The organism is Cardiobacteriaceae bacterium TAE3-ERU3, assembly GCA_019218315.1.
GTDB lineage: Bacteria > Pseudomonadota > Gammaproteobacteria > Cardiobacteriales > Cardiobacteriaceae > JAHUUI01.
This window is the reverse complement of the sequence record JAHUUI010000002.1, coordinates 148,415-174,323: the sequence shown is the minus strand read 5'-3', so window position 1 is coordinate 174,323 and position 25,909 is coordinate 148,415. Positions and strand designations below refer to the sequence as shown.

Genomic DNA, 25,909 nt, shown 5'->3' with positions numbered 1-25,909 from the left:
GAGTGCAATAAGGTGAATGCGATGAGTGAAGGACGTTTTGAGCTGGTGTCAGATTATCAGCCGTCAGGTGATCAGCCGAAGGCGATAGAGAGTTTGCTGGAAGGTCTGGAGGACGGGCTAGCCAAGCAAACCTTGCTTGGAGTGACTGGCTCAGGGAAAACCTACACCATGGCAAACATCATCGCACGAGCGCAACGTCCGGCGCTGATTATGGCGCCAAACAAAACGCTTGCGGCGCAGCTTTATGGTGAAATGCGTGAATTTTTCCCGCATAACGCAGTGGAATACTTCGTTTCCTACTATGATTATTACCAACCGGAAGCGTATGTGCCGGCATCCGATACCTTCATCGAGAAAGATGCCTCAATTAACGAGCACATCGAGCAGATGCGCCTCTCAGCAACCAAAGCCATTCTCGAACGCCGCGACACGATTATCGTCGCCAGTGTATCGTCGATTTATGGTCTCGGAGACCCTAAGCTGTATATGAAGATGGTGCTGCACATTAATCGCGGCACGAAAATTGACCAGCGGGCAATGCTTGCCCGACTCGCGGAATTGCAATACACACGCAACGATCATCAGCTGCTACGTGGTACATTCCGCGTACGCGGGGACGTGATTGACATCATGCCCGCTGAATCAGACTGGTATGCGCTGCGGGTTGAATTATTTGACGACGAAGTTGAATCTATCCGCTATTTTGATCCGCTGACTGGCGAGTTGCTTGATCCGATTCCACGCGTGACGATTTATCCGAAAACGCACTATGCGACACCACGCGGCACAATCGTTGAAGCAGCGGAGTCGATTAAAGATGAACTGCGTGAACGCTTGGCGGCACTCAATGCACAAAATAAACTGGTCGAGGCACAGCGCCTACAACAACGCACCCAGTTCGACCTCGAAATGATGCTTGAACTCGGCTATTGCTCGGGTATCGAGAACTACTCACGTTATTTATCAGGCCGCGCACCGGGCGAGCCACCACCAACCCTGCACGACTACTTGCCGCCAGATACCATTCTGATGCTCGACGAGAGCCACGTCACCGTGCCGCAAATCAACGGTATGTATCGCGGTGACCGCTCGCGCAAGGAAACACTGGTCGATTACGGTTTCCGTTTGCCGTCCGCACTGGATAACCGTCCGTTGCAATTCGAGGAATTTGAAGCCATTGCACCGCAGACGATTTATATTTCCGCCACACCGGGGGATTTTGAAGTCGAGCAGTCGGGGCAAATTGTCGAGCAAGTGGTGCGCCCAACTGGCTTGCTCGATCCTGAAGTAGAAATTCGGCCGGTTGGGCGACAGGTTGAGGACGTGCTTGGCGAAATTCATCTGCGCGCAGCAAAAGATGAACGGGTACTGATTACCACGCTGACCAAGAAAATGTCCGAAGACCTTACCGATTACCTAATGGAACACGGCGTACGCGTACGCTATATCCACTCGGACATCAATACCGTCGAGCGTATGGAAATTATTCGTGACTTGCGCTTGGGTGAGTTCGATGTGTTGGTCGGCATTAACCTGCTGCGCGAAGGGCTCGATATGCCGGAAGTATCATTGGTCGCTATTTTTGATGCCGATAAAGAAGGCTTCCTGCGCGGTGAACGGGCTCTGATCCAGACTATTGGCCGTGCTGCGCGTAACGTCAATGGTAAAGCAATTCTCTACGCGGATAAAATCACCAAATCGATGCAGAAAGCAATGGATGAAACCGCACGCCGTCGTGAAAAGCAGATTGCCTATAACCTTGAGCGTGGGATTACCCCGGCAACCATCCGCAAAAAAGTCAATGATGTGATGGAAGGTGCACACGTTGCTGTCAAAGCGAAAAAAGCGCACAAAGAAAAGCAGGGTGGGGCAAACGCTATGCTGACACCGGCCGAAGCAGACAAGCGTATCAAGCAGCTGGAAAAAGATATGCTCCAGCACGCGCAAAATCTTGAGTTCGAACAAGCCGCTGCGCTGCGTGATGAAATTCGCCAGCTACAGGAAATGGCGTTTATTCAATGAGCGTGAATATGCCAAATGGATTATGGTTCTAGCATATTGTGATGCGCGCTATTATGCGCTGCACGATCATTAGGGTTATATATTTGGCATTTTTCTAACGATAAGCACCCGCATTGGATACAACTGGTCAGCTTATCACGCATGGCTTCTAGCCTTCTGATTCGTTCGTTGAGCAGGGTGGTCCAACTTTGAGAAATGGCAGCCCAGTCTGCACTTGTCGGGGTGCGGTCTTCCGGCAATTGATCTAGCGTCGCTTTAATTTCAGCGAGTGAGATGCCGACGCGCTGCCCAGCTTGAATAAATGCGATCCTACGCGCCATATCACGTCGATAGCGGCGTTGATTCCCGGCAGTACGCAAGGCAAACAACAATCCTTTCTTCTCGTAAAAATGCAGTGTCGGCACACTGACTCCGGTGCGCTCGGCGAGGCTTTTTGGTGTCCAGTATTGTTCCATATGAGCATGATAGTGGAAATAGCGCTTGACCTAAAGTTAAGTTAAGGTTTTATGCTTGGTAACGGTTTTTCGTTATCGAGGATGCGTCATGTTTACAAGATCCCAGCAAATCCCGCTATTTATCATCAGCTTTTCGGTAGGGCACATCGCTATATCCATGTGCATGATTTTAAGTGTATGGCAATTTATCAGCGCATATTCTGCTTCGGCTTTTACTACAGTTACATTAGCCAGCTTGCTGCTGAATACGCTGATTGCAGCCAAATACAGTTATCTGCTCGATAGATATCATCGCAAACAGATCATCATTTGGCTCAATATTGCGATGATGCTACTGGTTGCTTTGGCCATAGTAGTGAGCAAAGTATGGTTATCCGCAATACTGATGTTTGCTTGCAAGCTTTACTTTACGGTGTATTTTAACTTGCGTAGTGCAGTTGCCCAAACCATGGTTCATGTGCGCTTTCAGCGTATAAATGCAGCGCTAGAAATAACAGATCAAGTAGCTGCATTATTATCCGCTGCATTGATTACATGGTACTTTTCAGCCTATGGATTGGTTTTTTTACTTTGTACGGCATTGGTATTGCTGATGGTGTCGGTAGTTTTGATCTGCTTTTTGACCATTCATGAGGTAAACCTCAAGCATAAGCCTCGCAAAAAGCCGGATTACATTAGCTTTCGGTGGTGGTTAGATAAAAAGGTTACCTGGATGGTATTGCTCGCTATGCTACCCAATATTTTGGTGCTGCAGTCCTACGCAATTAATCCAGTCATGATCTACGACGTCTTGGGAGAATCGCCCAAGGTATTTGCGCAAATCAATATTATTCACAGTATAGGTGCGATGGTGGGCAGCCTATTGGCATTGGCTTATGGGAATAACAAAAAAGTGATTATTTGGTGTGTATATGGTGGGCTAATTGGCGCAATTGGATTGGCTATTTATCCATCTACTTTGGCATTTTTTATCGTGATGGGGTTATTTGGTGCTTATAACAGCGCCAGTCATGTGGCTTATGGAAGCTTGGTTATGTCCTGTATCGCAAACTGCGATATTGGTAGTTACTACGGCTTGCGCTCAAGTATTGTATTGTCTATTCAATTTTTGACGTTAGGAGTGCTCACTCTTTTGTTGCTTATCATGCCTGCTAAATTCTCTGTTTGGTTGTATCCACTGTCGTTTCTGTTCTTGCCTGTGTTTGCACTTGGCTGTGGTCGCGTTCGTGGGTGATGACATATTGCCGCTTGCCTTGGCCATATGCGCAGTATATAAAGTGGATAAATTATTCAGGAATGCACCATGAGCATTTATGCATTAAAACCACGCTTTCAGGCTGTACTACGGCCAATGGTTCTACAGCTATGCCGGCTTGGGGTGCGCGCAAACCAAGTAACATTGGTTGCGATGATAGGCTCTTGCTTGCTAGGTGCACTACTGGCATTGAAGGTTACAGAGCCAGTATGGTTTTGGCTTGTACCATTATGGATGTTTGTGCGCATGGCTTTGAATGCAATTGACGGTATGCTCGCGCGTGAGCATGATCAGCAGTCAGTATTGGGTGCGTATTTGAACGAACTTGGTGATATGGTTTCTGATGCTGCGCTCTTCTTGCCATTTGCTCTGATTCCAAACATATGTGGCATGTTGGTGGTCTTGGTGGTGATGCTGGCTTTGGTCAGTGAGGCGGCCGGTATCTTGGGTCAAGTTTATGGTAACGGGCGTCACTATGATGGGCCAATGGGCAAAAGTGATCGTGCTGTGGCGCTTGGCGTCGCAGCTGTGATTTACGCCATTTGGCCAAAAATTGCATGGCCTCTGAATGTGATTATGGCTGTTGTAATAGTTTTGCTGCTCTTGACGATTGTGCGCCGCATTCATCGCGCAATATAAAGATATACAAGGATGTGATACATGACTATAAGAAACGAGATGGATAAGATCGACCAAAAGATTGGCGCTTATGATCGTAATTGGCTTGAAAAGCATCAACAGCAGATTAGGAATGATGGTGCTGCCTCGATATCACTGGCGGTGTGGTTATGATGGCACAATTAATGCGTACCGCGCTGTATCTGCTGGTGATATTGGTGACAGGTGTTCGTAGTCAGGGCAAAATATCAGCCAATATATGGCGCAGACCAACGGTATTTTATGCCAATCATCAGAGTCATGGCGATTTCCTGCTGATTTGGGCGGCGTTGCCGGTATTTATGCGCCACCACGTTCGACCGGTTGCAGCCGGTGATTATTGGTTAAAAACACTGATTCGGCGGTTTTTGGCTTTGAAGGTATTCAACATGGTGCTGATTAATCGCGGTGATGATCCAAAGCAGGCTCTCTCTATCATGTCCACAGCGCTACAACAGGGTGATAGCCTGATTATCTTTCCCGAAGGGACGCGCAATAGTAGTGATGAGCTGCTGCCATTTAAAAGTGGGTTGTTTTATTTATACCGCGAGCAACCAAATGTGGATCTGCTTCCGGTATGGATTGAAAATATTCAGGACGTTTTGCCCAAAGGGCGTTATTTGCCGGTCCCAATGCTATGTAGCGTATATTTTGGCACGCCTTATGAACCGGATGATATGAGTAAGTCGGTATTTCTTGAGCAGGCGCGAGAAAAACTGATTGAAACGGGAGAAGAAGAATGAATAAACAATGGATTTTAATTGCGCTGATAGTGGTTGTCTTGATTGTCGCTTCAACGGTCAGTAATGTACTGATTCAGCGCCACGGTCGTACGCAGACGCTGGATAATCTGGTCCAGCGCGTCAATGCGTGGTGGATGATGATTGCTGTGCTGATATTGGCGTTTCTGTCTGGGCGAATGGGTACGGTTATTTTGTTTATGCTGGTGTCATTTGTCGCATTACGCGAGTTTTTGACCCTTATTTACCGATCTAAAGCAGATTATTACGTTTTGGTCGGGGTATATTACCTGATCTTGCCGCTGCAATACTGGTTTATCTATGATGCGTGGTACGGTATGTACACCATTTTTATCCCAGTGTACGGATTTTTGCTGATGCCCATTGTTGCTTCATTGGCTGGTGATACTGGCCAGTTTTTGATGCGCTCAGCCAAAATTCAGTGGGCATTGATGATTAGTGTATTTTGCATTTCACACGTTCCTGCGTTGCTCGATTTGAAATTCGAAGGCTATCGCGCAACGATTGGATTGCTGATTTTCTTGTTGGTTGTGGTGCAGGGTAGTGACGTATTGCAATATATCGTTGGTAAGCTGTGGGGTAAGCGCAAGATTGCACCTCGCTTGTCGCCTTCAAAAACGGTTGCCGGTACCTTCGGCGGTATTGCCGCCGCAACTTTATTGGCAGCAGCGCTGTGGTGGATTACGCCATTTTCTCCTGTAGAGGCCGGATTGCTGGGCTTATTGATTGCCATCATGGGGTTTCTTGGCGGGTTGGTGATGTCGTCAATCAAGCGTGATATTGGCGTGAAAGACTGGGGTAGCATGATTCCCGGCCATGGCGGTATGCTTGATAGAATTGACTCATTGTGCTTCGCAGCGCCAGTCTTTTTTCATGTGGTGCGTTATTTTTGGCGTGCCGGTTAAGTTAAGAGGTACACATTATGGCTAATGTATTGTTGTGTTTGATTGATGGTTTTGAAGAAATTGAAGCATTGGCGACGGTTGATATTCTGCGTCGCGGTGAAGTGGATGTGCAAACGGTGTCTTTGACTGGCAAGCGTGAAGTTACCGGTTCGCACAACATTGTTGTCCATGCAGATGTATTGTTTGATGAGGCTGATTTTGCAGCTGCTAATGTCGTGATTATCCCGGGCGGTACACCTGATTTTGACAAGCATGAAGGTTTGAAAGCACAGCTACTAGAGTTTGATAAAGCAAGTAAAACGATTGCCGCAATTTGTGCTGCACCGATGGTACCGGGCGGTTTGGGTTTACTTGAAGGTAAAAAGGCAACCTGTTATCCGGGCTTTGAAAAATACTTGAAAGGCGCGCAACTGCAAGATGGTGCAGCCGTGGTCGTTGATGGCAATATCATTACCGGTCGCGGCCCCGGCTTGGCTCTTGATTTTGCCTTACAAGTACTGGAAAGCATCGAGGGTGAGGTCAAGCGCAATGAAGTTGCAAAAGGGCTGTTACTCGCCCACTAATTGCTAATTAGGCGATGCTTCCCACAAAACGGATATCAGGCTTTTCTGGTATCCGTTTTGTTTAAGGTGATGTGCAAGATTATTTTTGCGCCCAAGTATTTGTCATGGTTGCTTTGCATTTGCTCTTTTGAATATCATTCTCTGATCATGTGGTATCCACATACAGATAAAGAAAGAGAGCGTTATGCGACGTATTTTATGGCGGATATGGGCAAGCTGTGTGATTTTGCTTGTAGTGCTGATGGTGTTGTTTTATTTCAGTATTCAAAGTAAAACGGTGGTGATGCCTTTTGTCGATCAAGCAAGCCAATCTATTGGTTTCTTTCGGCCACTCCCCGGGGATTCAACGGCTATAGATGTTAGTGTCGAAGATTCCGATTCACTACAACGCTGGTTAACTCAAAACCAGATTTATACCAACTCCTGTAAGCGCTACAGCATTGATTGTGTTGAGGTGAATGGCTTTCCGTTCACTGTTGCACTGTCTGGCGAGGATGGGCATCAGCAGATCCTGTATCCTTATTTAAGCCCTTATAGCGATGATAGCATGGTCACGTTTCATTTACAGCCTGAACGTGCTGCGCAAGCACTGACGATAGAAATGCCTTATTCAGCCGGTTGGTCGCAGTGGCAATTATCGTTACTCGATGTTGAGGAAAGCATTGCGCAGGGTGAAGCGAAAGTGAAGATATTGCCACCGCTGAGGTTATATTCATCAAGTCGCATGGATCCAAATTATCAATGGCTGAGCTGGATGTTTTTATGGCCGTTGTGGCTGTCCCTGTTGGTCATGTGGGCTGCAATTATGGAATTGGTTTTTTGGTTGCGTAAACGGAGAATGCAATGACAGCGCAGATTGTGTTTGTTTATGTTTTATTGGCGCTGACGATAGGTGCTTTTATCATTGATCGCTGGCGCATGGATATGGTCGCGTTGATGGTGGTGATTGTATTGGCGCTATCGGGCATTATCACACCGGGTGAGGCTGTAGCTGGCTTTGGCAATACAATTGTGGTGATGATAGCTGCACTATTCGTCGTCGGTGAAGGGATTTTTCGTACCGGTGTTGCAGGGTTTATCGGGCAGTTCTTATTGAAAATTGGTGGCCGTAGTGAGTTGCGCTTGCTGATGGTCTTGCTGCCGATGGTTTCCCTGCTTTCGACCAGTATCAGCTCGACCGGTACAGTTGCGCTATTGATTCCGATCGTGATGACCATGGCGCGTAAAGCCAGCTTGCACCCTTCACGTCTGCTCTTGCCAGTAGCACTGATTACATTGGTTGCGGGTATGACAACTTTGATCGGGACACCACCAAACATCATCGTGAGTGGCGCGCTACGAGAAGCTGGCCATGCTGGCTTTACCTTCTTTGAGTTTATGCCGGTAGGCGGCATCATTTTACTGGTGTGCCTTATTTTAATGCTGAGTGTTGGGCGGATGCTGTTGCCCAAGAGAGCGCCAGTGGCGGCTGATTCAGAGCGTGCATCACTTGAAGACTTCGCACGACGCTATGAGATAGACGGATATTTACATAAATTGCGTATTGGTGCTGATAGCCCGGTGATTGGGAAAACGGTGACTGCATTGCAATGGCGCCGTGGATTTAATGTGACGCTGTTTGCGATTCGCCGCAAAGGTGATTCACCCAATACGCTGGTGCCGGTAATGCTTAATACAGAAATTGCACCAGATGATACATTGTGGATTTATGGGCACAGTGAGGATGTCGCGCAGCTGTGCGCATCAATGCATCTTTATCGTGCACAATTTACAGCTTATGAGGAACGCCGCGTTCAGCGTGCTTTTGGCTATGCAGAGATTATGATTCCACCAGACAGTGCATTGGTCGGTGCAACGCTGGAACAAGCTGCTTTTAGACGGCGCTACGGGCTGAACCTGATCGCCATGCGCCGCCATAAAGAGCTGGTAACAATGCAGTACAGTGAAACAACGTTACAGACTGGCGATACATTGCTGCTTGCGGGTGCTTGGACGCATATCAGCCGCCTCGGCACTGAGCGCGATATTGTCGTACTGCAAACACCAGTTGAGCTTGACGATATTGCACCACATCCAGATAAGGCATGGCGGGCGGTACTCATTTTGCTGAGTATGATCGGCGTAATGGCGTTTGGTTTGTTACCAAACGTGACTGTGGTGCTGGTTGCTGCGATGTTGATGATTATGTCTGGTTGCGTCACCGTCAAGGAGAGTTATCAGTCGCTCAATGAAACGAGCCTTGTTTTATTGGCTGGAATGTTGCCACTCGCCACTGCAATGGAAAAAAGCGGCGCTTTACAGCTTTTGGTTGATTCATTATTGAGTGGATTTAGCGATATTTCACCGCTTGGGTTATGCACGCTATTGTTTGTACTGACGGCTGTGCTTAGCCAGTTTATGTCCAACACTGCAACCACGGTATTGCTTGCGCCGGTCGCGATGTCGATGTGTCAGGTGCTTGAAATCGCACCTGAGCCTGTGATGATGACGGTGGCCATTGCTGCATCATCAGCATTCGCGACACCGATTGCCTCACCAGTTAACAGCCTTATCGTCGCACCTGGTCAATACCGCTTTGTCGATTTCGTCAAAATTGGCGCACCATTGCAAGTAGTGATTATGTTATTGGCGCTGTGGTTGGTGCCGATATTCTTCCCGTTTTGATGCAACAGACCCTGTTAATTAAAACAGGGTGCTGTGATTAGGCGGCGCAAATTGCGGTAACGATGTGATAGGTTCTTTCAGCCCAGCTACCATCAAAACGCAAAACATCCTCACTGTGTGATGTAACGGCTATATCATCAAAGCCAGAAGATTCCATCGCAGCCTGTAACTCTTGTGGCTGATAGAGGTTCAGTCCATTGAGTTCGATTGGAGCAGATTGCAGCGTAGCTTTATCTTTAAAAGCAATGGCGATTCGGCCGCCGGGTTTAAGTACTCGTGCGTATTCATCGGTAATAGCAGCCAAATCATCAAAGAAGTAAATCAGATTGACGGCAAGCAAGGCATCAAAGGTGTTATCTGCAAAGGGAAGGGTATGCTGCCGTGCCTTCCCTTCGACGAATTTGCAATCAAGCGCTTTTAACGTTTCGTTTTCTGCACAATGCGCATGCAAGGTATGTGAATGGTCGATGCCTGTATAGCGAATTCCCGGGTGGCGGCGGTGTAGCTCGGCGATATGGTCGCCACCACCTTGCCCAACCTCGAGAATTAGGTCATCTTCTTGTAAATTCAGTGTATTAGCGGATTTGTAGGTCATGGAGGCATTGCTTTGGTGCATGAGTACAGCCAGTTTCAGTCCCATTTGGCCTTCTGGGCGTGCGTAATCACCGGATGTGAAGGATGAGGTATTGAACGGGGGCATAGGGCGCTCCAATAATTTAATTGATAAGTATTATCATTTAGATTATAGTTGCAATCCCGAAGTCAGTCAACAGGAGCTAATATGCAACAACAAGCAGCCCATCTCACTGAAGTACAGCAACTCGCAGAGTTCGTCGTCAAGTCAGATTCAGCCACGATGTCTGCTGAGGCGCGTGAAGAATTACTTAAGCGCATTTTAGACAGTATTGGCGTCGGTATTGGCGCACTCGATGGAGAGCCAATTCGCCATTTACGCACCCATATTGAAGATTTTGGTGGAAACCCTTTGGCAACCATGATTGGAGGCGGCAAAACTTCTCCTGATCGTGCTGCGCTGTATAACGGTGCTTTGACGCGTTATCTCGATTTTATGGATTCTTATTTGGCCAAAGGTGAGACTTGCCACCAAAGCGATAACCTCGGCGCAGTACTTGCAGCTGGTGAGTATGCAGATTTAGACGGCAAGGGTTTGCTTACTGCAATGGCTGTCGCTTATCAGGTGCAAGGTCGCTTGTGCGATGAAGCACCGGTTCGTGCCAAAGGCTTTGACCATACTGTGCAGGGTGCTTATGCCAGTGCCGCAGGTGTTGCCAAGGCACTTGGGCTTGATGCAGATAAAACTGCTAATGCTATTGCTATTTCAGGAACGTGTAACAACGCATTACGTGTAACCAGAACCGGTGCTCTCTCACATTGGAAAGGTTTGGCTTATCCAAATACCGGTTTTATCGGTACGCATTCTGCCTTCCTCGCAATGCGTGGCATTACCGGTCCTGAAGCTGTCTTTGAAGGTAACAAAGGCCTCAAAGATGCCATCACTGGCGACTTCAGCATTGATTGGAGCAAAGAAGACCTCGAAAACGTGCGTAAGTCGATCATAAAAAAATACAACGCTGAAATCCATTCTCAGTCTTCTATTGAAGGTGCATTGGAATTACAAGCCGAGCACGGCTTCAAAGCATCTGACATCGACAAAATTGAAATCGATATTTTTGATGTTGCTTTCCACATTATCGGTGGTGGCGAAGAAGGCGATAAGACCATTATTCGTACCAAAGAAGAAGCAGATCACTCATTGCAGTACATGGTTGGCGTGGCGCTGATCGATGGTAACGTTTTGCCCGCACAATACGAGCAAGATCGCATCCTGCGTGATGATATTCAGGATTTGCTCAAGCGCTTTGTCGTTAAACCAAAGCAAGAATATACCGATCGCTTCCCGCAGGAAGTCTGCACAGACATCACCATCCATCTGAAAAATGGCCAGTCTTACAGCATCACTAAGACCGACTATGAAGGTTTTAACACCCGTCCGATGAGTTGGGAAACGGTGATCAATAAGTTTAATGGCCTTGCTGAGCCGTTTACCAGCAATAGCGTACGTGAGCGCATCATCAGTGCTGTTCGTGAGCTGGAATCGCTAAGCGTCCGCGAATTGATGGGTATTTTGAGTAACTTAAAAGGTTGAGGAGTAATTTATGAGTAAAAAAGAGCAATCCAAGGTATGGCAAGAACGTTCTTTCCTATATGTACCAATGAATGGCCGTGATCCAAAACCACGCAAGAAGTCGATTACTGAAATCCGTGGTCCATATTATGCGATGGTCACCCCAACTTATACCAAAGAGTTACTCGAAGGTATGGGGGAGCATGTTGATGGATTCAAATTTGCTGGTGGTTCATTCTCGTTGATGCCGGCAGATTATGTGAAGAAGCTCAATGATATTTGCCATGACCATGATGTGTATGTATCAACCGGTGGCTGGATCGAAAATCTGCTCGTGCGTGCACCACACCATATTGATGACTACATTGCAGAGTGCAAAAAGCTCGGCTTTGACATGATTGAACTCTCGACAGGGTTTATTCAGCTCCCAGTGCCAGATCTACTCCGTTTGATTGATAAAGTACACAAAGCAGGATTGAAAGCTAAGCCAGAAATTGGTATCCAGTTTGGTGCTGGCGGTGATTCGTCAAAAGCAGAACTTGAGGCTGAGGGTACGCGCGACCCGCAGATTTTGATTGATACTGCAAATGCCTGTCTGGAAGCGGGTGCGTCAATCATCATGATTGAATCCGAAGGTATTACAGAAAATGCTGATCCTTGGCGTACTGACGTTGCGGCAAAAATCATGAACAAAGTCGGTATGGAAAACGTAATGTTTGAAGCTGCTGACCCGCAGGTTTTTGACTGGTATATCAAAAACTATGGTATCGACGTTAATATGTTTATCGACCACAGCCAGATCGTACAGCTTGAATGCTTGCGCCGCGGTATTTGGGGTATGAAGAGTACCTTTGGCCGTATTACTTCATATCGTGATTGATCGGTAGTGGTGAGTAACCTTTCTCCTCATAAGTGAGAAAACAACTTGCCAAATGAGCCTACGAAATATATCTATATCTTCGTAGGCTCTATTATTTTTTAATCTGTAATGCATCTCTTTTCATGGCTGAAATTCTTGTTAACTGACAAATTGCTAGCCATTTTTGCCTGTGATGACATTGACAGATGTGTTCAATTAATAGACTTGCCAATGGATTAGTCATTCATTTAAATGACGTTATATCCTTAGCAGAGGCGCCAGACTCCTGATAAGCGAGGGGAAGATTTAAAAAAATGTAAACGAATTGTCATTGACAATTTGGTGGTTAAATTCTGCTAAATAAAGGTATCTATTCGTTGATTTTGCTTGATTATCACAATGGATAAAGCAACGAAGTTTTTTGTATTAATTAGTTCACACAAAAGTTTAGCTGAGTAGCGTTTCATGCTAGGATAAGCCGCTTTGATGTAGTAATGGTTCTACATCAATTAATAAAACTTGGAGTAGAAAAATAATGAGTAAATCACAGTCGCTGCAAGACCCGTATCTAAATGCATTGCGCAAAGAACGCGTACCGGTGTCAGTATACTTAGTCAATGGTATTAAGCTGCAGGGACAAATTGAGTCTTTTGACGCTTTCGTTGTACTGCTGCGCAATAATATTTCACAAATGGTATACAAGCATGCGATTTCTACAATCGTTCCTTCACGCAATGTTCGTATTGGTGATGAGGGCGAGGAAGAAGATCATAGCGAGCAGCCAGCTAATGTGACCCATAAATCAGCACCTTCGACTGATCCATTTTATTGATCTCTATCTCATTGATAACTTTATTACAGATCAAGCCCTGTAGGGCACTGGAGCTGAGCATTGTTTGAGCGTCCACAGAGTGGTGAGCGTGCAGCACTGATTCAGGTTGATATTGGGCGTACAACAGATCCAGCTGTGCGTGAAGAATTTCACCTACTGGCTGATTCGGCTGGCGCTGAAGCAGTTTGGACCAAAGACTACGTCCGTGGTGAAGTTGAACCACGCTACTATATTGGTAGTGGTCAGGCTGAAGAAATTGCCGAGGCCGTTGCAGCCAATGATATTCAGTTGGTCATTTTTAACGCGCCATTATCTCCTTCACAAGAGCGTAATTTGGAAAAGCGCTTTAATGCACGTGTGCTCGACCGTAGCGGATTGGTTCTGGATATTTTTGCTCAACGTGCACGCAGTCATGAGGGTAAGCTGCAAGTTGAGCTTGCACAATTGCGCCATTTATCAACTAGACTGGTTCGTGGTTGGACGCACTTAGAGCGACAAAAAGGCGGTATTGGCTTGCGTGGCCCAGGGGAAACTCAGCTAGAAACGGACCGGCGGTTACTTGCCGTTCGGATCAAGCAGCTGCAGCGCCGCCTTGATCGTGTACACAAACAACGTGAGGAAAATCGCAAAGGCCGCAGCCGGCGAGATATTCCAACCGTAGCCTTGGCAGGCTATACCAACTCAGGAAAATCAACGCTGTTTAATGCGCTGACTGATGCCACTGTGTATGCCAAAAACCAACTATTCGCGACACTCGACCCGACGTGGAGAAAGTTGTCTCACGATGGCCCACAGACGATTCTTTTGGCTGATACGGTTGGTTTTATCAGTGATTTGCCGCATGAGTTGGTTGAGGCATTTAAATCAACTTTGGAAGAAACAGCTTATGCGGATCTTCTCTTGCACGTGATTGACGTCAGTGATGCGGACCATATTGACCGCGAAGCTGTGGTTGAATCTGTGCTGGAGGATATCGGTGCAAAAGATGTTCCTGTCGTACGTGTGTATAACAAAATTGACCTCCGTGAAGATATCTCAGCTCGAATCAAAACAGATGAGCAGGGGGCTGTGGAGGCTGTATTTTGTTCGGCGCGTACAGGAGAAGGGCTGGACATGCTGCGCGAGGCGATTGTCGCGCATTTCCGCAGTAGTCAAGTCAGTGGGTGGCTGCATCTCGGCCCTGCAGATGGAGGCATACGTGCCGCACTCTATGACGCCCAAGCGGTCAGCGAAGAGCTGATCGAAGAAGATGGAAGCCAGTGGCTGAATATTATTTTGGCTGAAAAACGTTTTCATCAACTGCAATCTCAGTATAATCGGGCGCTGTCATTGTGCCCACAACGACCTGAAGCGTATCAAGCAACCTAAAGGCAACCAATGTTTAATGTGTTACTTGCGAGCCAATGGCTCGCCAATCGATCAGGCCGGTTATCACCACTGGCCATGGCCTCTCAAGATCCTTGGGGTGAGCGGCCAGAAAACGGTAAACCAAGCGATAAACCCAAAGCTAGTGGCAGTGATGGTCCTCCAGATCTCGATGAACTCTTTGCCAAGCTGATTAAGCGTAAGCCCAATTCGGGCGGCAATAAAGGCGGTAATAGTAATGGCGGTATGCCAAGCCTACCTCCGGTTTCGGCCAAAATGGTCGTCCTGATCATTGCCGCAGCTGTTGTTGCGTGGCTTGCAACTGGCATTTATACGGTACAAGAACGTGAAAATGGCGTTGAGACGGTTTTAGGCCGTTATACCGATACCACCAAAGCTGGTTTGAACTGGAATTGGCCTATGCCGATCGGCTCTGTGGAGAAAGTAGACGTCACTTCTATCTCTACCATGCGCGTGGGTGAGTTTAAAACCCAAAAGGGTTCAATCAGTACTTCCAGCCAGCGTAATGGACAGATGCTGACCAGCGATGAGAATATCGTCGAAATCGGTGCAGCGGTACAATACCGTATTGGCAATGCCAAAAATTTCCTATTCCAGGCTGAGCAGCCGGTTGATATATTGGAAGATATCGTCATCAGTGCGATCCGTGAAGTTGTCGGTGCCAACTCTGTAGATGAAATTTTGCGTGACCGACGTAATGAGTGGCCACAACAGGCAAAAAACATCATTATTGATACGCTGAAGCAATATGACCTTGGCTTTGAAATCATTGCGTTTGAGCTTCAGGATGCGCGTGCGCCGGCTGAAGTACAGGATGCATTTGAAGATGCAGTCAGAGCGCGTGAAGATGAAGAGCGTCTGCGCTTGCAAGCAGAAGCGTTTGCTCGCGAACGTCTGCCGGTCGCACGTGGTCGCGCAGCTGAAATGGTTGAACAAGCGCAAGCTTATCAAGTCAATATCCTGGCTGATGCGAATGCTGCTGTATCACGCTTTGACAACTTGCTCAGCGCTTATGAGCTCGATAGAGAAGTTATGCGTCAGCGCTTGTATCTCGATACGATGATTGATGTCTACAGCAATACGCCTAAAGTCTTGCTTGATGCGGGCGATAGCCAACCGATCATTAATCTAGGTAATTTGCAAAACGGAAATGATCCTGCGCTTAAGGCAGTGGCCAGTGACAGGTCTTCTGAGCAGCAGACCCAGAGTGACAGTAATTTTGACTCTGGCATGAGAAGTGCTGCACCAGAAGCATCTTCGTCTACCCGTAGCAGCAGTAACGGTAATGCAAGTAATGATCTGCGTAGCCGTGCTCGCCCGACCCGCAATTAAACAAAGGCCGAAACGATGAATACGAAAGTTAAAATCATCATCGCTGCGGTAATCGTGGCGCTGATCATCCTGATCAATTCACTGTATGTGGTCAATGAACGCCAAGTTGCCGCAGTGACGCAGTTCCAACGTCTGATCAAAACAGACGAGACGGCGGGCCTGAAGATGAAAGTTCCTTTCATTCAGGATGTCGAATATTTTGATGCGCGTATGCAGCGTCTTGATGTCGACCCCGAGTTGTTTTTAACCAATGAAAAGAAGTACCTGATCGTTGATTACTTTGTTATTTGGCGGATTGGCAATGTGCGCCAATTCTATACCAGCGTACAAGGTAATCTGGATCGTGCTTCGAATTTGCTTGACCAGCTGGTCAAAGACGGATTACGTAGTGAATTTGTTCTGCGTTCGGTCAAAGAAGTAATCTCTGAGGATCGTGGCTCAATCATGAACAGCGTTACCGCATCTCTTCAGGAAGACGCCAAGCGCTATGGTGTAGATATCATTGGCGTACGCCTCAAGCGTGTTGATTTTTCTGATGATATTCGTGATCGCGTCTTTGACCGGATGCGCGCTGAACGTGAGCGCGTGTCGAAGAGCCTTCGTGCTCAAGGCCGTGAAAAATCAGCAGTTATTCGTGCAGCAGCTGAGCGTGAAGCCGAAGGTATTCTTGCAGTTGCGCGTGAGCAGTCTCAAATCATGCGTGGTGAAGCAGATGCAACTGCGGCCAAACTCTTTGCTGAGCACTATGGTAAAGATCTTGAGTTCTACCAACTGTGGCGTAGTATGCAGGGTTATCGTGCTGGTATGACCGGTGATAATGCTACATTACTGATCAGTCCGGACAGTCAGTTCTGGCAGTACTTCCACGGCAGCGGTGAAGCCGCTAGTTCGGAAGAGCAGAGCAGTGGGAATACAGAAAAGCAATCAGAAGCAGCATCAAATGATGCTGCTGAAGAAAGTAGCAATAAGCAAAACAATGGCGTTTCGCTTGCAAAAGCAGCGGCCGAAGCAGGGCAATCTGTAGAGGAAGTCATTGCAGCTGCACAACCAGAAGCACCTGAAGATGCAGGCATCGGTGAGGCGCATGGTATTACTGACAATAGTGATTCCCCTGCACAGGCAGCCAGCAGTGAAAATCGTCCTCTTGAGGAAGTGATTGCTGAACCGCTTGAGGGTGGCGACCGCGCCACTCTTGACCAATAATTGTCATGAGTGCATGGTTACTGGCAATGGTCATCGTACTTTTTTTTGAAGGTGCGATGATCGGCATTGCTCCAGATACCTGGAAGCGATCAATGAGACAATTGACCGAGATGCCTTCTGCGACATTGCGTAAAATTGGTCTGACCATGGCAGCAGTAGCAGTTGCTATATTGTTATTCGGTATGACGTTGGGGCAAAGTTGATGGCTAGCAAACACTGGTTATTACCAGAAGATGTGATTGAGTTATTGCCTAAGGAAGCAGCGCACGTCGAAGTATTACGGCGGCAGATTATTGATCAGCTTGCTTCTTGGGGTTATCAGTTAGTGATGCCACCATTGGTCGAATATCTTGATTCACTGCTTGCTGGAAGTGGTGATGATCTTGATATACAGACCAGCAAGGTAACAGATCACCTGAGTGGTCGGCTGATGGGCGTTCGTGCTGATATGACACCGCAAATAGCGCGTATAGATGCGCACCGCTTACCGACTAGTGGCGAAAGCCGCTATGGTTATTGTGGTGAGGTATTGCGCAATCGCAGCGAAAGTACTGAGCCTCGGCGCAATCCATTGATTGCGGGTGCAGAGTTATTTGGTGTTAGTGGCGTTAGTGGTGATGTTGAAATCATCGCATTGTTGCTCTCCATTCTCGAGAGTTTGAATATCACAAATAGTGTGGTTGATCTTGGCCATGCAGGTATTTTTAGTGGGTTGGTATCGCGTGAAAATCTCAGTGTAGCTGATCGTCATTTACTGGCGGATATTTTTGCTGGTAAAAAACGCCCAGACCTTGCTGGATGGCAAGCCGATTCCGGGCTGAGTGATCAATTGATTGAGGATGTCCAGCATTTGATTGATGCACATGGGCAACGTGATCCTTTGCAAGTATTAGAAAGCCGATTTGCCGGCATCAATGCGGAATTTGATCGTGCTATAGCTGATTTAGAACGATCAAAGGCTTTGCTTGCGGCATTTTATCCGGAACAGGCATTTACGGTAGACCTTGGCACAGTCGGCAGTTATGGTTATCATTCCGGGTTGGTTTTTGCTTGCTACGCGGCCGGTCATTATGGAACAATCGCACGTGGCGGCCGATATGACGGTATCGGAGCAGCCTATGGACGTGCGCGTCCTGCAACGGGCTTTAGTGCTGATTTGCTAACATTGGCGCAACTGTCAAATAACGGTTTGGCTACGACAAATATTTCAGCAAGTAATTTTCCTGTAGATGCCGCGGCATTTGCAGCAATTCAGGCGCAACGCGCGGCTGGTGAGTGTATTCACTTTGAGCATGAGGAAGACTTATGAGTACCAATTTGGTGGTCATCGGCTCACAATGGGGCGATGAAGGTAAAGGCAAAGTGGTAGATCTGCTGACGGAATCAGCAGGCGCTGTTGTGCGTTTTCAGGGTGGGCATAATGCCGGCCATACGTTAGTCATTGACGGTAAAAAAACCGTTTTGCATCTAATTCCATCAGGCATTTTGCATGAAGGTGTGAAGAGCTATGTTGGTAATGGTGTCGTGCTGTGTTTGCGCGCAATGATGAAAGAAATGCAAGAGCTGATTGATGCTGGTGTGCCGGTCAAAGAGCGCTTGCATCTTTCACCCGCATGCGCATTGATTCTGCCCAGTCATATCGCCTTGGACCAAGTGCGTGAGACTGCGCGAGGTGAAGCAAAAATTGGTACTACAGGTCGCGGAATTGGGCCTGCTTATGAAGATAAAGTTGCACGTCGTGGCTTACGTCTTGACGATCTTTGTGATGCGCAAAATTTCCGACGTAAAGTGGCTGAGCTGATTGCATATCACAATGTGCTGCTCACGCAATACTACAACGCAGAAGCCATTGATGCCGATGCAGTAGCAGATGAGTGGCTCGGCTATGCGGACACAGTTTTGCCTTTAATTGACGACGTCAGTGTGCGTATCGAAGAACACCGTAAGAAGGGTGAGCACATTATCTTTGAAGGCGCTCAAGGTGCAATGCTTGATATTGATCACGGCACGTATCCGTTCGTTACTTCTTCGAGCACTTCAGCGGGTGGTGCGGCAAGTGGGTCTGGCATTGGTCCACGCGATCTTGATTATATCCTCGGTATCACCAAGGCTTATACAACCCGTGTTGGTAGTGGGCCTTTCCCCACCGAGCTACATGATGATATTGGCGCTCATCTTGCTAAAGTTGGTCATGAGTTTGGCGCAACTACCGGCAGAGCACGCCGCTGCGGGTGGATAGATTTACCAGCTTTACGCCGTGCAATTCTGAACTCCAGCATGGATGGTTTGTGCATTACCAAATTAGATGTAATGGACGAACTTGCCGAAATCAATATTTGTGTGGCTTACGAACTTGATGGTGAGCGACTCGAGATCGCACCACTTGGTGCGGATAAACTTGAGCGTTGCAAACCTATCTACGAAAGTATGCCAGGATGGCAACAAAGTACCATCGGTCATGATCAGTACAATCAGTTACCCGAAGCTGCACAAAGCTATTTGGATAAACTAAGCGAATGGCTTGATACACCAATCGTCATGGTCTCTACGGGGGCCGAACGTAGGCATACGATCATCAAAGATCAGCTACTTATTTAATCGTAAAAGGCCGCCTTGCGCGGCCTTTTATTGTATGGAGAAATATATATGATAAAAAAAATAAACAACTGGCAGGCGCAAGATCCTTACCATGCCAGAGAACAGCAGAAATATGGCAAATACCCTTTGCCTAGCCGCGAATTCATCCTGCAATGGATGTCAGAATACGGCAAACTTTTAACCACAACTCAGATAGTGGATGCTTTTGATTTAGATGAAGAGCAGGGTGAACACCTGACTCATCGGCTTAAAGCAATGATTTCATCAGGTCAGCTGACGCGTAACCGCCAAGGGCGCATTGGTATTACTAAAAAAATGGATCTATTGACCGGACATGTTATTGCCCACCCTGAAGGCTATGGTTTCTTTAGCCCAGAAGGTGATGAGCCGGATGGCTTTATTCCACCAAAATACATGCAGGAATTAATGCATGGTGACAAAATTGTAGCGCGAGTTAAGTTTGTTGATCAAAAAGGGCGTAAGGATTATGCGCCGGTTGAAATTCTTCAACGTGCGCAAAAACGTGTGGTCGGTAAGCTACAACGTCGTCAAGGATTGTGGTTTGTCGTACCTGAAAACCGCCGCCTGACTAATACAGTGATTGTCGCCCCTGATGCTCTGAGTGGCGCTAAAGAAGGTGAAATTGTCGTTGCTAATATTCTTGAATACCCAAGCCGGGGGCAGCAAAGTGCCGTTGGTGAAGTAGTTGAAGTGTTGGGTAGTGAATTAGCAGCAGGTCTGGAAGTTGCCATTGCAATTGAAAACCACAATATTCCGAGTGAGTTCCCCGAAGATGCGATTGCCCAGAGTGAAGCCTTACCTGAGCAGTTGACCGAGAGTGACTATGAAGGGCGGATGGATTTGCGCCACTTGCCCATGGTAACTATTGATGGCATTACCGCACGTGATTTTGACGATGCTGTCTACGCTGAAAAGCGTGGCGAAAACTACCGTTTATATGTCGCTATTGCGGACGTATCACACTACGTTGAGCCGGATTCACCACTCGATAAGGAAGCCTATAACCGCGCAACCTCTGTTTATTTTCCAGACAGAGTAATTCCGATGTTGCCAGAGAAACTATCTAACGGCCTATGTTCGCTCAATCCTAACGTCGACCGCTTGGTTATGGTCTGTGAGATGACGATTGGCCCGGATGGTAGCGTCCGTCGTTCAAAATTTCATGAAGCTGTTATCCATTCTCATGAGCGCTTCACCTATGAAACGGTTGAGAAAATACTCTTTGAACGAGATGAGGACTTGCGGCGCAGCTTTGCCAAATTACTCGAACCTCTTGAAAATCTTAAAGCTGTGTATGATCTGCTACTTGCAGCACGCAAAGCACGGCATACTATCGAGTTTAACTTTAAAGAAGCAGAATTCCACTATGATAGCGAAGGCAAGATCGAATCGATCAGTGCGCGTGAACGACTTGAAGCACATAAGTTGATTGAAGAGTGCATGATTATCGCCAACGTCACGGCTGCAAAATTCTTGCAAAAGCACAATATGCCGGCGCTGTATCGTGTACACGACGATCCGAGTGAAGAGCGCTTGGCTAAACTGCTCGAGTTTATCGGCAAGATTGGCTTGGTCTGGCGCGGTGATGCAGCAGATAAAATTGAACCAAAACATTTCTCATGGTTGCTTGATAAAGCTGGCGAACGAGATGACCGCCACTTACTGGAAAAAATGGTTTTGCGTTCGATGGCTCAGGCTGTGTATAGCCCAGAAAACCGTGGTCACTTTGGCTTGGCGCTGGAAAATTACGCACACTTTACTTCTCCGATTCGCCGCTACCCTGATGTGCTTGTGCACCGTGCTATTCGCCACATTTTGCGGGGTGGGAAACGTAAAAATTACCGCTATTCACCTGAAGCGATGGCTGAAATGGGTAAGCATTGTTCGATGGCCGAGCGGCGCGCTGATGATGCGACTCGCGATGCAATGGATTTCCTCAAGTGCGAGTTCATGAGCCATCATATTGGTGAAACTTTTGAAGGACAAATTGCCAATATCACCAGCTTTGGTTTCTTTGTCACGCTGGAAAAATTCTTCATCGATGGTTTAGTGCATATTTCAACCTTGACCAGCGATTATTATCACTATGATAGCGACACAGTCACCTTGACCGGCGAGCGCAGTGGTCGTGTGTTCCATATGATGGATAAAGTTGTTATCCAAGTTGCTAAAGTTGATATGGAAGACAAGAAAATTGACTTCGAATTGATTGAGCATGAAGGGCGCTCTGCTGCTGCTAATGCAGCAAAAGGGAGGTCTGGTAAAGCTGTGGCTAAGGGCAAAGTAAAAGCAGGTAGTAAAAAAGCAAAGCCTGCTGTAAAAGCCAATGACAAAACCCGACGTAAACCGGCTGCAAAACGCAAAAGTAATGCCGATAGCAGTACGGGAAAAGCAACAAAAGCGACTAAATCAAAAGGGCGCAAGCGTTCGTCGCGTAGTAAGAAATGTGACTCATGAGTAAACGTGAACACTGGCTGGGTGGCATTAATGCCGTCAGCCAAGCAATAGAAGAAGGGCGTGTGCACGAATTGTTGATTGCAGAGCACAAGCAATCCAAGCGTATTGCAGCATTATGCGACGTTGCTAAAGCACAAGGCACCCAGATTAAGCAAGTTGCTGGTTATGAGATTGATATGCTGCTTCCAGGTGTACGCCACCAAGGCGTTGCTGCACTATGTGATGTAGGCCATGAGGCTAGCTGTTGGCAAGATGCCATTGCTGGCAGCAATAAACCATTGATTCTTGTTCTCGATAGTATTCAAGATCCCCACAATTTAGGCGCCTGCTTACGCAGTGCTGCAGCTGCAGGTGTTGATGCTGTTCTTATTCCGAGTAGTCGTGCCGTCGACGTCAATGCTACTGTCAGTAAAGTGGCTTGTGGTGGTGCCGAAATTGTACCTGTATTCAAAGTAGCTAATTTGCGCCGTGAAATTGAAGCCATGCAAGCACAAGGGATTTGGGTTGTCGGTGGTGCTGGTGAAGCTGCTCAGCCGCTGTATGATATCGATCTCAATTTACCACTAGCTATTGTCGTTGGTAATGAGGGTGATGGTATTCACTTTGGCATCCGTGAGCAGTGCGACTATTTAGCCGCGATTCCGATTGATGAGCGCATGGAAAGCCTCAATGTATCGGTGGCTTGCGGTGTCATGCTATTTGAGGCGAGGCGCCAGCGCTTGTAGTATCTGAGAATTAGAAGGCAAATTTCATTTGGGTATCTGGATGGAATTGCCCAATTATATTGTATTTGTAGAGATTTTACTGATCAGTAGCTGAGTTACCTCAGCTTAACTCAGTACAAGAAGTAGGCTTACTCGCTTTTGTGAGACCAACGCATATCAACATGCTCAATATTATCCTCCAAATATGGCTTAGATATCCTTTTGAAGCCATGCTGAGTATAAAAATTTTGCAAATAATATTGAGCACCAATATCAATGTCATACTCTGGCCACAATTGATTACACAGAAGCTTGGCTTTCGTAATCAATTGATGGCCGGCCAATACTGGGATTGCGGTAACTAACGCCGGGTGCCAATACTCGAGCATACGCAATCAATTGATTGTCTTTGCATCCTAAAAGGTGTCGGGTTTCTGCCAGGTAGTCTTTCCCATCAAGCTCTGGATAAGCACACTGTTGCTCTACTACAAAGATGTCTGTACGCAAACGAAGTAATGAATATAGCTGCATGTTATCCAGTGCAGCAAACATATAATGTTGCCAATGTATATTTTCTTGCTTTGGCTTATCGCCGTTTGTCGCCATACAATTTCTGAGTAGTTAATTTATTAGATCGTCGGTGGTGGAATAGGTACAGCACCAGTTTTATCAAGCTCTACAGGAGCTGGCTTCATTTCTGCGGTAGCTGGCTGTTGATAAAGGGAAAGAGAGTCACGGTTGACCCTAATGTGGTTTATGCTTGTTGGAAGGGGCTCTTCCGCTATAAGACTCAGCTCACTGCCACCTTGATGCCAACTAACACGACCTTCATTGATTTTGTCTTTAATATCAATGCCCATTTTTCTCGTTCTCAGCGTGAAGCGATTGTCAGGGTAAAGAACAATCATGGTGGCTATGCCATCACAGGCTCCAGCACAAGGTAACATGCCCTGATATGTACCTGGCCAATTTACATTTGCGCGTGCATTCTCAACCAATGATTGCTCGATTTCAGTATGGTCTTTGTTACCCGTTGAAGAACATCCAGCTGCTATCAAGGTAATAATAGCTGCAAGAGCAAGTATTTTAGGGGCATGTTTATTTGTTCGTAATTTCATGTTCTTACCTAAGCCTTTAAAGCATTCTCATTGAATTTGTGACAGCACATAACAAGTACAGTGCTGGTTTTACAGTCGCAAAGATGTGGCATGTTAAAATTTACCATCGAATAGTGCAAGTCTGGGCTGCACATTTAAAATCTCATAACTTTGCGATAATCTTTGGATTTATGGTCGTGTGACGATCGCTGGATACCAATCAGAGCTTATTGAAATCCTTAAATAGTATCTTCATGTACTGGCGGTAGTTATCAATCTCCAGTGACTTACAGATTTCACGAAATGCAATATAGGTACTTTCATAAATGTGATATTTACCACCAAGGGCGCGCCAATAAGGACTTTTGCGCAATTTCCGTCGCACATGGGGCTTGAGGCCGATGACGTACAGATCTCCACCACGTTTACGTAGCTTGTTACGTTCATTAACCAGCATTTCGATACCGGCAATATCGATAATATTGACGCCTTCAGCCAATATTACGACATGCAACCATCTTTGCCCTTCATTGAGCTCAGCCAAACGATTTTGCACATGATCAACAGCACCAAAAAATAATGAACCATTAACTCGCAATACAGTAATTGGTGCAGACTTATAAGTATTCTCTTCGTCAGCAGTGTCCTTTTGTGTATAAACTGCAGAGAAATCAACTTGTGTAACCAAAGGGTGTGATGTTTTTTGTAGGTACAAGATCAGCGACAAAATGACACCAGCGTAGATAGCAAACTCAAGATTGAGTAATAGGGTAGAGAAAAACGTCACAATAATGATGCTCAGCTCATTTCTACTGGTTTTAGCGATTAAAAATATATGCTTAAAGTCAAATAAGTTATAGCCAGCCAAAATAATGGCTCCGGCCATGGCTGGCAAAGGTAAAAACCTTGTTACCTCAGGAATAAATATCAAGACTAAAGCCACTATCGTCGCAGTAACCAATAGCGCTATCGGCGTTTTAGCGCCGCTATCATAATTGATTGCACTGCGGCTAAATGACCCAGACCCGACGTAACAGGAAAAACAGCTACCAATCGTATTGGCTAATCCTTGGCCAAAAAATTCCTGATTACCATCAATGCGTTGATGTGAACGAACTGCAATAGATCGTGCTATTGATACGGCCTCGATGAGCCCAAGTAAGGCGAGGGCGAAAGCAGAGGGTAAAAGCTCTGAGATGGTGTGAAAGTTAAGCGTCGGAAAAACCATTTGCGGCATTGCTGAAGGGAGTGCACCAAGCATAGCCACACCTGTTTTCTCGCCACCCATTAGATAGCAAGTTATCACGCCAGCTAAAATACCTAATAGCATATGAGGATAAGTGCGCTTAATCCGCTTGACCAAAACTGCTACGACCATGGTGATTAAAGCAATAATGATACTTTGGTAGTGAAAAACTGATATTTTTTCAATAATTATCGGAAATTTTTCAAAAAAACTGAGTCCGCGTGGAATATTTATTCCCAATAGCGTAGGCAGTTGGCTAGCCATGATCAAGGTACCTGCGCCTGCAGTAAAGCCTATAATGACAGTATGTGAAATAAAATTGACCAATCCACCAAGCCGGAAAATTCCAAATGCCAGCTGAATTATTCCAACAATAAACATCAAGGTCAGTGCAAGGCCTATATATTGCGGACTGCCAACTACAGCATAAGTTCCTAAAATACTTGGGATAACAATGGATAATGCAACAGTTGGACCTGTAACCATATGCCAGGAAGAGCCAAAAAAACCAGCAATAAGCTGGACAACGATAGCACTGTATAAACCAAATTCAGGCGGTAAACCTGCAATCAAGGCAAAGGCAATCCCTTGAGGCAAGACCATAACAGCGCCGGTTAATCCAGCCCAAAAATCAGCTTGTAAATTTGTCGGGTTAACGCGTCTAATCCATGTCCGCATAGGAAACAAAGAACTGGCTGTCCTGCCAAAATAAGTAAACAATCCGTGTTGAATGGTCTTGAGCATAG

General features: G+C 46.6%; 25 protein-coding genes. 19 read left to right on the top strand and 6 right to left on the bottom strand.

Annotation, left to right across the window (positions count from 1 at the left end; translation table 11 throughout):
• Positions 1–21: 21 nt before the first annotated feature.
• The gene (uvrB, locus tag KRX19_04190; protein MBV7434220.1) at positions 22–2,022 is read left to right on the top strand and encodes an excinuclease ABC subunit UvrB; all 2,001 of its coding nucleotides are present in this window, start codon (positions 22–24) and stop codon (positions 2,020–2,022) included.
• A 20-nt stretch (positions 2,023–2,042) separates the two neighbouring features.
• On the opposite strand, the gene soxR is transcribed toward uvrB, so the two are convergent.
• On the bottom strand, positions 2,043–2,477 hold the full coding sequence (soxR, locus tag KRX19_04185) for a redox-sensitive transcriptional activator SoxR (GenBank protein MBV7434219.1): 435 nt from the start codon (positions 2,475–2,477) through the stop codon (positions 2,043–2,045).
• Positions 2,478–2,565: 88 nt separating this feature from the next.
• Between soxR and KRX19_04180 the strand changes: the two genes are divergently transcribed.
• The 7 genes from KRX19_04180 (at position 2,566) to KRX19_04150 (ending at position 9,282) form a co-directional block, all read left to right on the top strand.
• Positions 2,566–3,711: an MFS transporter gene (locus KRX19_04180; protein ID MBV7434218.1), complete on the top strand. Its 1,146-nt coding sequence runs from the start codon at positions 2,566–2,568 to the stop codon at positions 3,709–3,711.
• A 69-nt stretch (positions 3,712–3,780) separates the two neighbouring features.
• Complete coding sequence (locus KRX19_04175; protein ID MBV7434217.1) at positions 3,781–4,371, top strand: CDP-alcohol phosphatidyltransferase family protein; 591 nt, start codon at positions 3,781–3,783, stop codon at positions 4,369–4,371.
• Between the two features lie 149 nt (positions 4,372–4,520).
• Positions 4,521–5,132 carry a 1-acyl-sn-glycerol-3-phosphate acyltransferase gene (locus KRX19_04170; protein MBV7434216.1) on the top strand — a complete coding sequence of 204 codons (612 nt, stop codon included), beginning with the start codon at positions 4,521–4,523 and terminating at the stop codon, positions 5,130–5,132.
• Positions 5,129–6,055: a phosphatidate cytidylyltransferase gene (locus KRX19_04165; GenBank protein ID MBV7434215.1), complete on the top strand. Its 927-nt coding sequence runs from the start codon at positions 5,129–5,131 to the stop codon at positions 6,053–6,055. The genes KRX19_04170 and KRX19_04165 overlap by 4 nt, the downstream gene beginning before the upstream one ends.
• 17 nt (positions 6,056–6,072) lie before the next feature.
• On the top strand, positions 6,073–6,618 hold the full coding sequence (locus KRX19_04160; protein ID MBV7434214.1) for a DJ-1/PfpI family protein: 546 nt from the start codon (positions 6,073–6,075) through the stop codon (positions 6,616–6,618).
• Between the two features lie 184 nt (positions 6,619–6,802).
• The gene (locus KRX19_04155; protein ID MBV7434213.1) at positions 6,803–7,465 is read left to right on the top strand and encodes a hypothetical protein; all 663 of its coding nucleotides are present in this window, start codon (positions 6,803–6,805) and stop codon (positions 7,463–7,465) included.
• Positions 7,462–9,282: an SLC13 family permease gene (locus KRX19_04150; GenBank protein ID MBV7434212.1), complete on the top strand. Its 1,821-nt coding sequence runs from the start codon at positions 7,462–7,464 to the stop codon at positions 9,280–9,282. The genes KRX19_04155 and KRX19_04150 overlap by 4 nt, the downstream gene beginning before the upstream one ends.
• 37 nt (positions 9,283–9,319) lie before the next feature.
• Here KRX19_04150 and KRX19_04145 read toward each other — a convergent pair whose 3' ends face one another.
• Positions 9,320–9,982 carry a methyltransferase domain-containing protein gene (locus KRX19_04145; GenBank protein MBV7434211.1) on the bottom strand — a complete coding sequence of 221 codons (663 nt, stop codon included), beginning with the start codon at positions 9,980–9,982 and terminating at the stop codon, positions 9,320–9,322.
• 81 nt (positions 9,983–10,063) lie between these two features.
• Here KRX19_04145 and KRX19_04140 point away from each other — a divergent pair, with 81 nt between their 5' ends.
• The 11 genes from KRX19_04140 to rlmB all read left to right on the top strand — a co-directional run bounded on the left by KRX19_04140 (position 10,064) and on the right by rlmB (position 22,841).
• Positions 10,064–11,449: an MmgE/PrpD family protein gene (locus KRX19_04140; GenBank protein MBV7434210.1), complete on the top strand. Its 1,386-nt coding sequence runs from the start codon at positions 10,064–10,066 to the stop codon at positions 11,447–11,449.
• Positions 11,450–11,459: 10 nt separating this feature from the next.
• Complete coding sequence (locus KRX19_04135; GenBank protein ID MBV7434209.1) at positions 11,460–12,308, top strand: phosphosulfolactate synthase; 849 nt, start codon at positions 11,460–11,462, stop codon at positions 12,306–12,308.
• Positions 12,309–12,822: 514 nt separating this feature from the next.
• Positions 12,823–13,119 (top strand): RNA chaperone Hfq, encoded by a 297-nt coding sequence (gene hfq / locus KRX19_04130; protein MBV7434208.1) that lies wholly within the window; start codon positions 12,823–12,825, stop codon positions 13,117–13,119.
• Between the two features lie 60 nt (positions 13,120–13,179).
• A complete protein-coding gene (hflX, locus tag KRX19_04125; protein ID MBV7434207.1) occupies positions 13,180–14,487 on the top strand; it encodes a GTPase HflX in 1,308 nt (435 codons plus the stop codon).
• Between the two features lie 9 nt (positions 14,488–14,496).
• Positions 14,497–15,837 carry an FtsH protease activity modulator HflK gene (hflK, locus tag KRX19_04120; GenBank protein ID MBV7434206.1) on the top strand — a complete coding sequence of 447 codons (1,341 nt, stop codon included), beginning with the start codon at positions 14,497–14,499 and terminating at the stop codon, positions 15,835–15,837.
• Positions 15,838–15,852: 15 nt separating this feature from the next.
• The gene (locus tag KRX19_04115; GenBank protein ID MBV7434205.1) at positions 15,853–17,040 is read left to right on the top strand and encodes a protease modulator HflC; all 1,188 of its coding nucleotides are present in this window, start codon (positions 15,853–15,855) and stop codon (positions 17,038–17,040) included.
• Complete coding sequence (locus KRX19_04110) at positions 17,040–17,243, top strand: DUF2065 domain-containing protein (protein MBV7434204.1); 204 nt, start codon at positions 17,040–17,042, stop codon at positions 17,241–17,243. The genes KRX19_04115 and KRX19_04110 overlap by 1 nt, the downstream gene beginning before the upstream one ends.
• On the top strand, positions 17,243–18,349 hold the full coding sequence (locus KRX19_04105) for an ATP phosphoribosyltransferase regulatory subunit (GenBank protein ID MBV7434203.1): 1,107 nt from the start codon (positions 17,243–17,245) through the stop codon (positions 18,347–18,349). Before KRX19_04110 ends, KRX19_04105 begins: the two co-directional genes overlap by 1 nt.
• Positions 18,346–19,638, top strand: coding sequence for an adenylosuccinate synthase (locus KRX19_04100; GenBank protein ID MBV7434202.1), 1,293 nt, complete (start codon positions 18,346–18,348; stop codon positions 19,636–19,638). The genes KRX19_04105 and KRX19_04100 overlap by 4 nt, the downstream gene beginning before the upstream one ends.
• Before the next feature lie 48 nt (positions 19,639–19,686).
• Positions 19,687–22,116 (top strand): ribonuclease R, encoded by a 2,430-nt coding sequence (gene rnr, locus KRX19_04095; protein ID MBV7434201.1) that lies wholly within the window; start codon positions 19,687–19,689, stop codon positions 22,114–22,116.
• Positions 22,113–22,841: a 23S rRNA (guanosine(2251)-2'-O)-methyltransferase RlmB gene (rlmB, locus tag KRX19_04090; GenBank protein ID MBV7434200.1), complete on the top strand. Its 729-nt coding sequence runs from the start codon at positions 22,113–22,115 to the stop codon at positions 22,839–22,841. Before rnr ends, rlmB begins: the two co-directional genes overlap by 4 nt.
• Positions 22,842–22,969: 128 nt before the next feature.
• Here the strand turns inward: rlmB and KRX19_04085 are convergent, their stop codons facing one another.
• From KRX19_04085 to KRX19_04070, 4 genes are all read right to left on the bottom strand, one after another.
• Positions 22,970–23,209: a GNAT family N-acetyltransferase gene (locus tag KRX19_04085; GenBank protein ID MBV7434199.1), complete on the bottom strand. Its 240-nt coding sequence runs from the start codon at positions 23,207–23,209 to the stop codon at positions 22,970–22,972.
• The gene (locus tag KRX19_04080; GenBank protein ID MBV7434198.1) at positions 23,121–23,426 is read right to left on the bottom strand and encodes a hypothetical protein; all 306 of its coding nucleotides are present in this window, start codon (positions 23,424–23,426) and stop codon (positions 23,121–23,123) included. Before KRX19_04080 ends, KRX19_04085 begins: the two co-directional genes overlap by 89 nt.
• A 23-nt stretch (positions 23,427–23,449) precedes the next feature.
• Entirely contained in the window at positions 23,450–23,938 is a 489-nt protein-coding gene (locus KRX19_04075) for a copper resistance protein NlpE N-terminal domain-containing protein (protein ID MBV7434197.1), read from the bottom strand.
• Positions 23,939–24,137: 199 nt separating this feature from the next.
• On the bottom strand, positions 24,138–25,907 hold the full coding sequence (locus KRX19_04070) for a SulP family inorganic anion transporter (GenBank protein MBV7434196.1): 1,770 nt from the start codon (positions 25,905–25,907) through the stop codon (positions 24,138–24,140).
• Positions 25,908–25,909 lie beyond the last annotated feature (2 nt).

Coding starts and splice junctions, on each gene's coding strand:
- KRX19_04080 (MBV7434198.1), bottom strand. CDS start 23,426: ATGGCGACAAACGGCGATAAGCCAAAGCAAGAAAATATACATTGGCAA.
- KRX19_04180 (MBV7434218.1), top strand. CDS start 2,566: ATGTTTACAAGATCCCAGCAAATCCCGCTATTTATCATCAGCTTTTCG.
- KRX19_04075 (MBV7434197.1), bottom strand. CDS start 23,938: ATGAAATTACGAACAAATAAACATGCCCCTAAAATACTTGCTCTTGCA.
- hflK (MBV7434206.1), top strand. CDS start 14,497: ATGTTTAATGTGTTACTTGCGAGCCAATGGCTCGCCAATCGATCAGGC.
- KRX19_04175 (MBV7434217.1), top strand. CDS start 3,781: ATGAGCATTTATGCATTAAAACCACGCTTTCAGGCTGTACTACGGCCA.
- KRX19_04150 (MBV7434212.1), top strand. CDS start 7,462: ATGACAGCGCAGATTGTGTTTGTTTATGTTTTATTGGCGCTGACGATA.
- hfq (MBV7434208.1), top strand. CDS start 12,823: ATGAGTAAATCACAGTCGCTGCAAGACCCGTATCTAAATGCATTGCGC.
- KRX19_04085 (MBV7434199.1), bottom strand. CDS start 23,209: ATGCTCGAGTATTGGCACCCGGCGTTAGTTACCGCAATCCCAGTATTG.
- KRX19_04165 (MBV7434215.1), top strand. CDS start 5,129: ATGAATAAACAATGGATTTTAATTGCGCTGATAGTGGTTGTCTTGATT.
- KRX19_04100 (MBV7434202.1), top strand. CDS start 18,346: ATGAGTACCAATTTGGTGGTCATCGGCTCACAATGGGGCGATGAAGGT.
- rlmB (MBV7434200.1), top strand. CDS start 22,113: ATGAGTAAACGTGAACACTGGCTGGGTGGCATTAATGCCGTCAGCCAA.
- KRX19_04140 (MBV7434210.1), top strand. CDS start 10,064: ATGCAACAACAAGCAGCCCATCTCACTGAAGTACAGCAACTCGCAGAG.
- KRX19_04135 (MBV7434209.1), top strand. CDS start 11,460: ATGAGTAAAAAAGAGCAATCCAAGGTATGGCAAGAACGTTCTTTCCTA.
- KRX19_04070 (MBV7434196.1), bottom strand. CDS start 25,907: ATGCTCAAGACCATTCAACACGGATTGTTTACTTATTTTGGCAGGACA.
- KRX19_04115 (MBV7434205.1), top strand. CDS start 15,853: ATGAATACGAAAGTTAAAATCATCATCGCTGCGGTAATCGTGGCGCTG.
- KRX19_04160 (MBV7434214.1), top strand. CDS start 6,073: ATGGCTAATGTATTGTTGTGTTTGATTGATGGTTTTGAAGAAATTGAA.
- KRX19_04170 (MBV7434216.1), top strand. CDS start 4,521: ATGATGGCACAATTAATGCGTACCGCGCTGTATCTGCTGGTGATATTG.
- uvrB (MBV7434220.1), top strand. CDS start 22: ATGAGTGAAGGACGTTTTGAGCTGGTGTCAGATTATCAGCCGTCAGGT.
- KRX19_04145 (MBV7434211.1), bottom strand. CDS start 9,982: ATGCCCCCGTTCAATACCTCATCCTTCACATCCGGTGATTACGCACGC.
- rnr (MBV7434201.1), top strand. CDS start 19,687: ATGATAAAAAAAATAAACAACTGGCAGGCGCAAGATCCTTACCATGCC.
- KRX19_04155 (MBV7434213.1), top strand. CDS start 6,803: ATGCGACGTATTTTATGGCGGATATGGGCAAGCTGTGTGATTTTGCTT.
- soxR (MBV7434219.1), bottom strand. CDS start 2,477: ATGGAACAATACTGGACACCAAAAAGCCTCGCCGAGCGCACCGGAGTC.
- KRX19_04105 (MBV7434203.1), top strand. CDS start 17,243: ATGGCTAGCAAACACTGGTTATTACCAGAAGATGTGATTGAGTTATTG.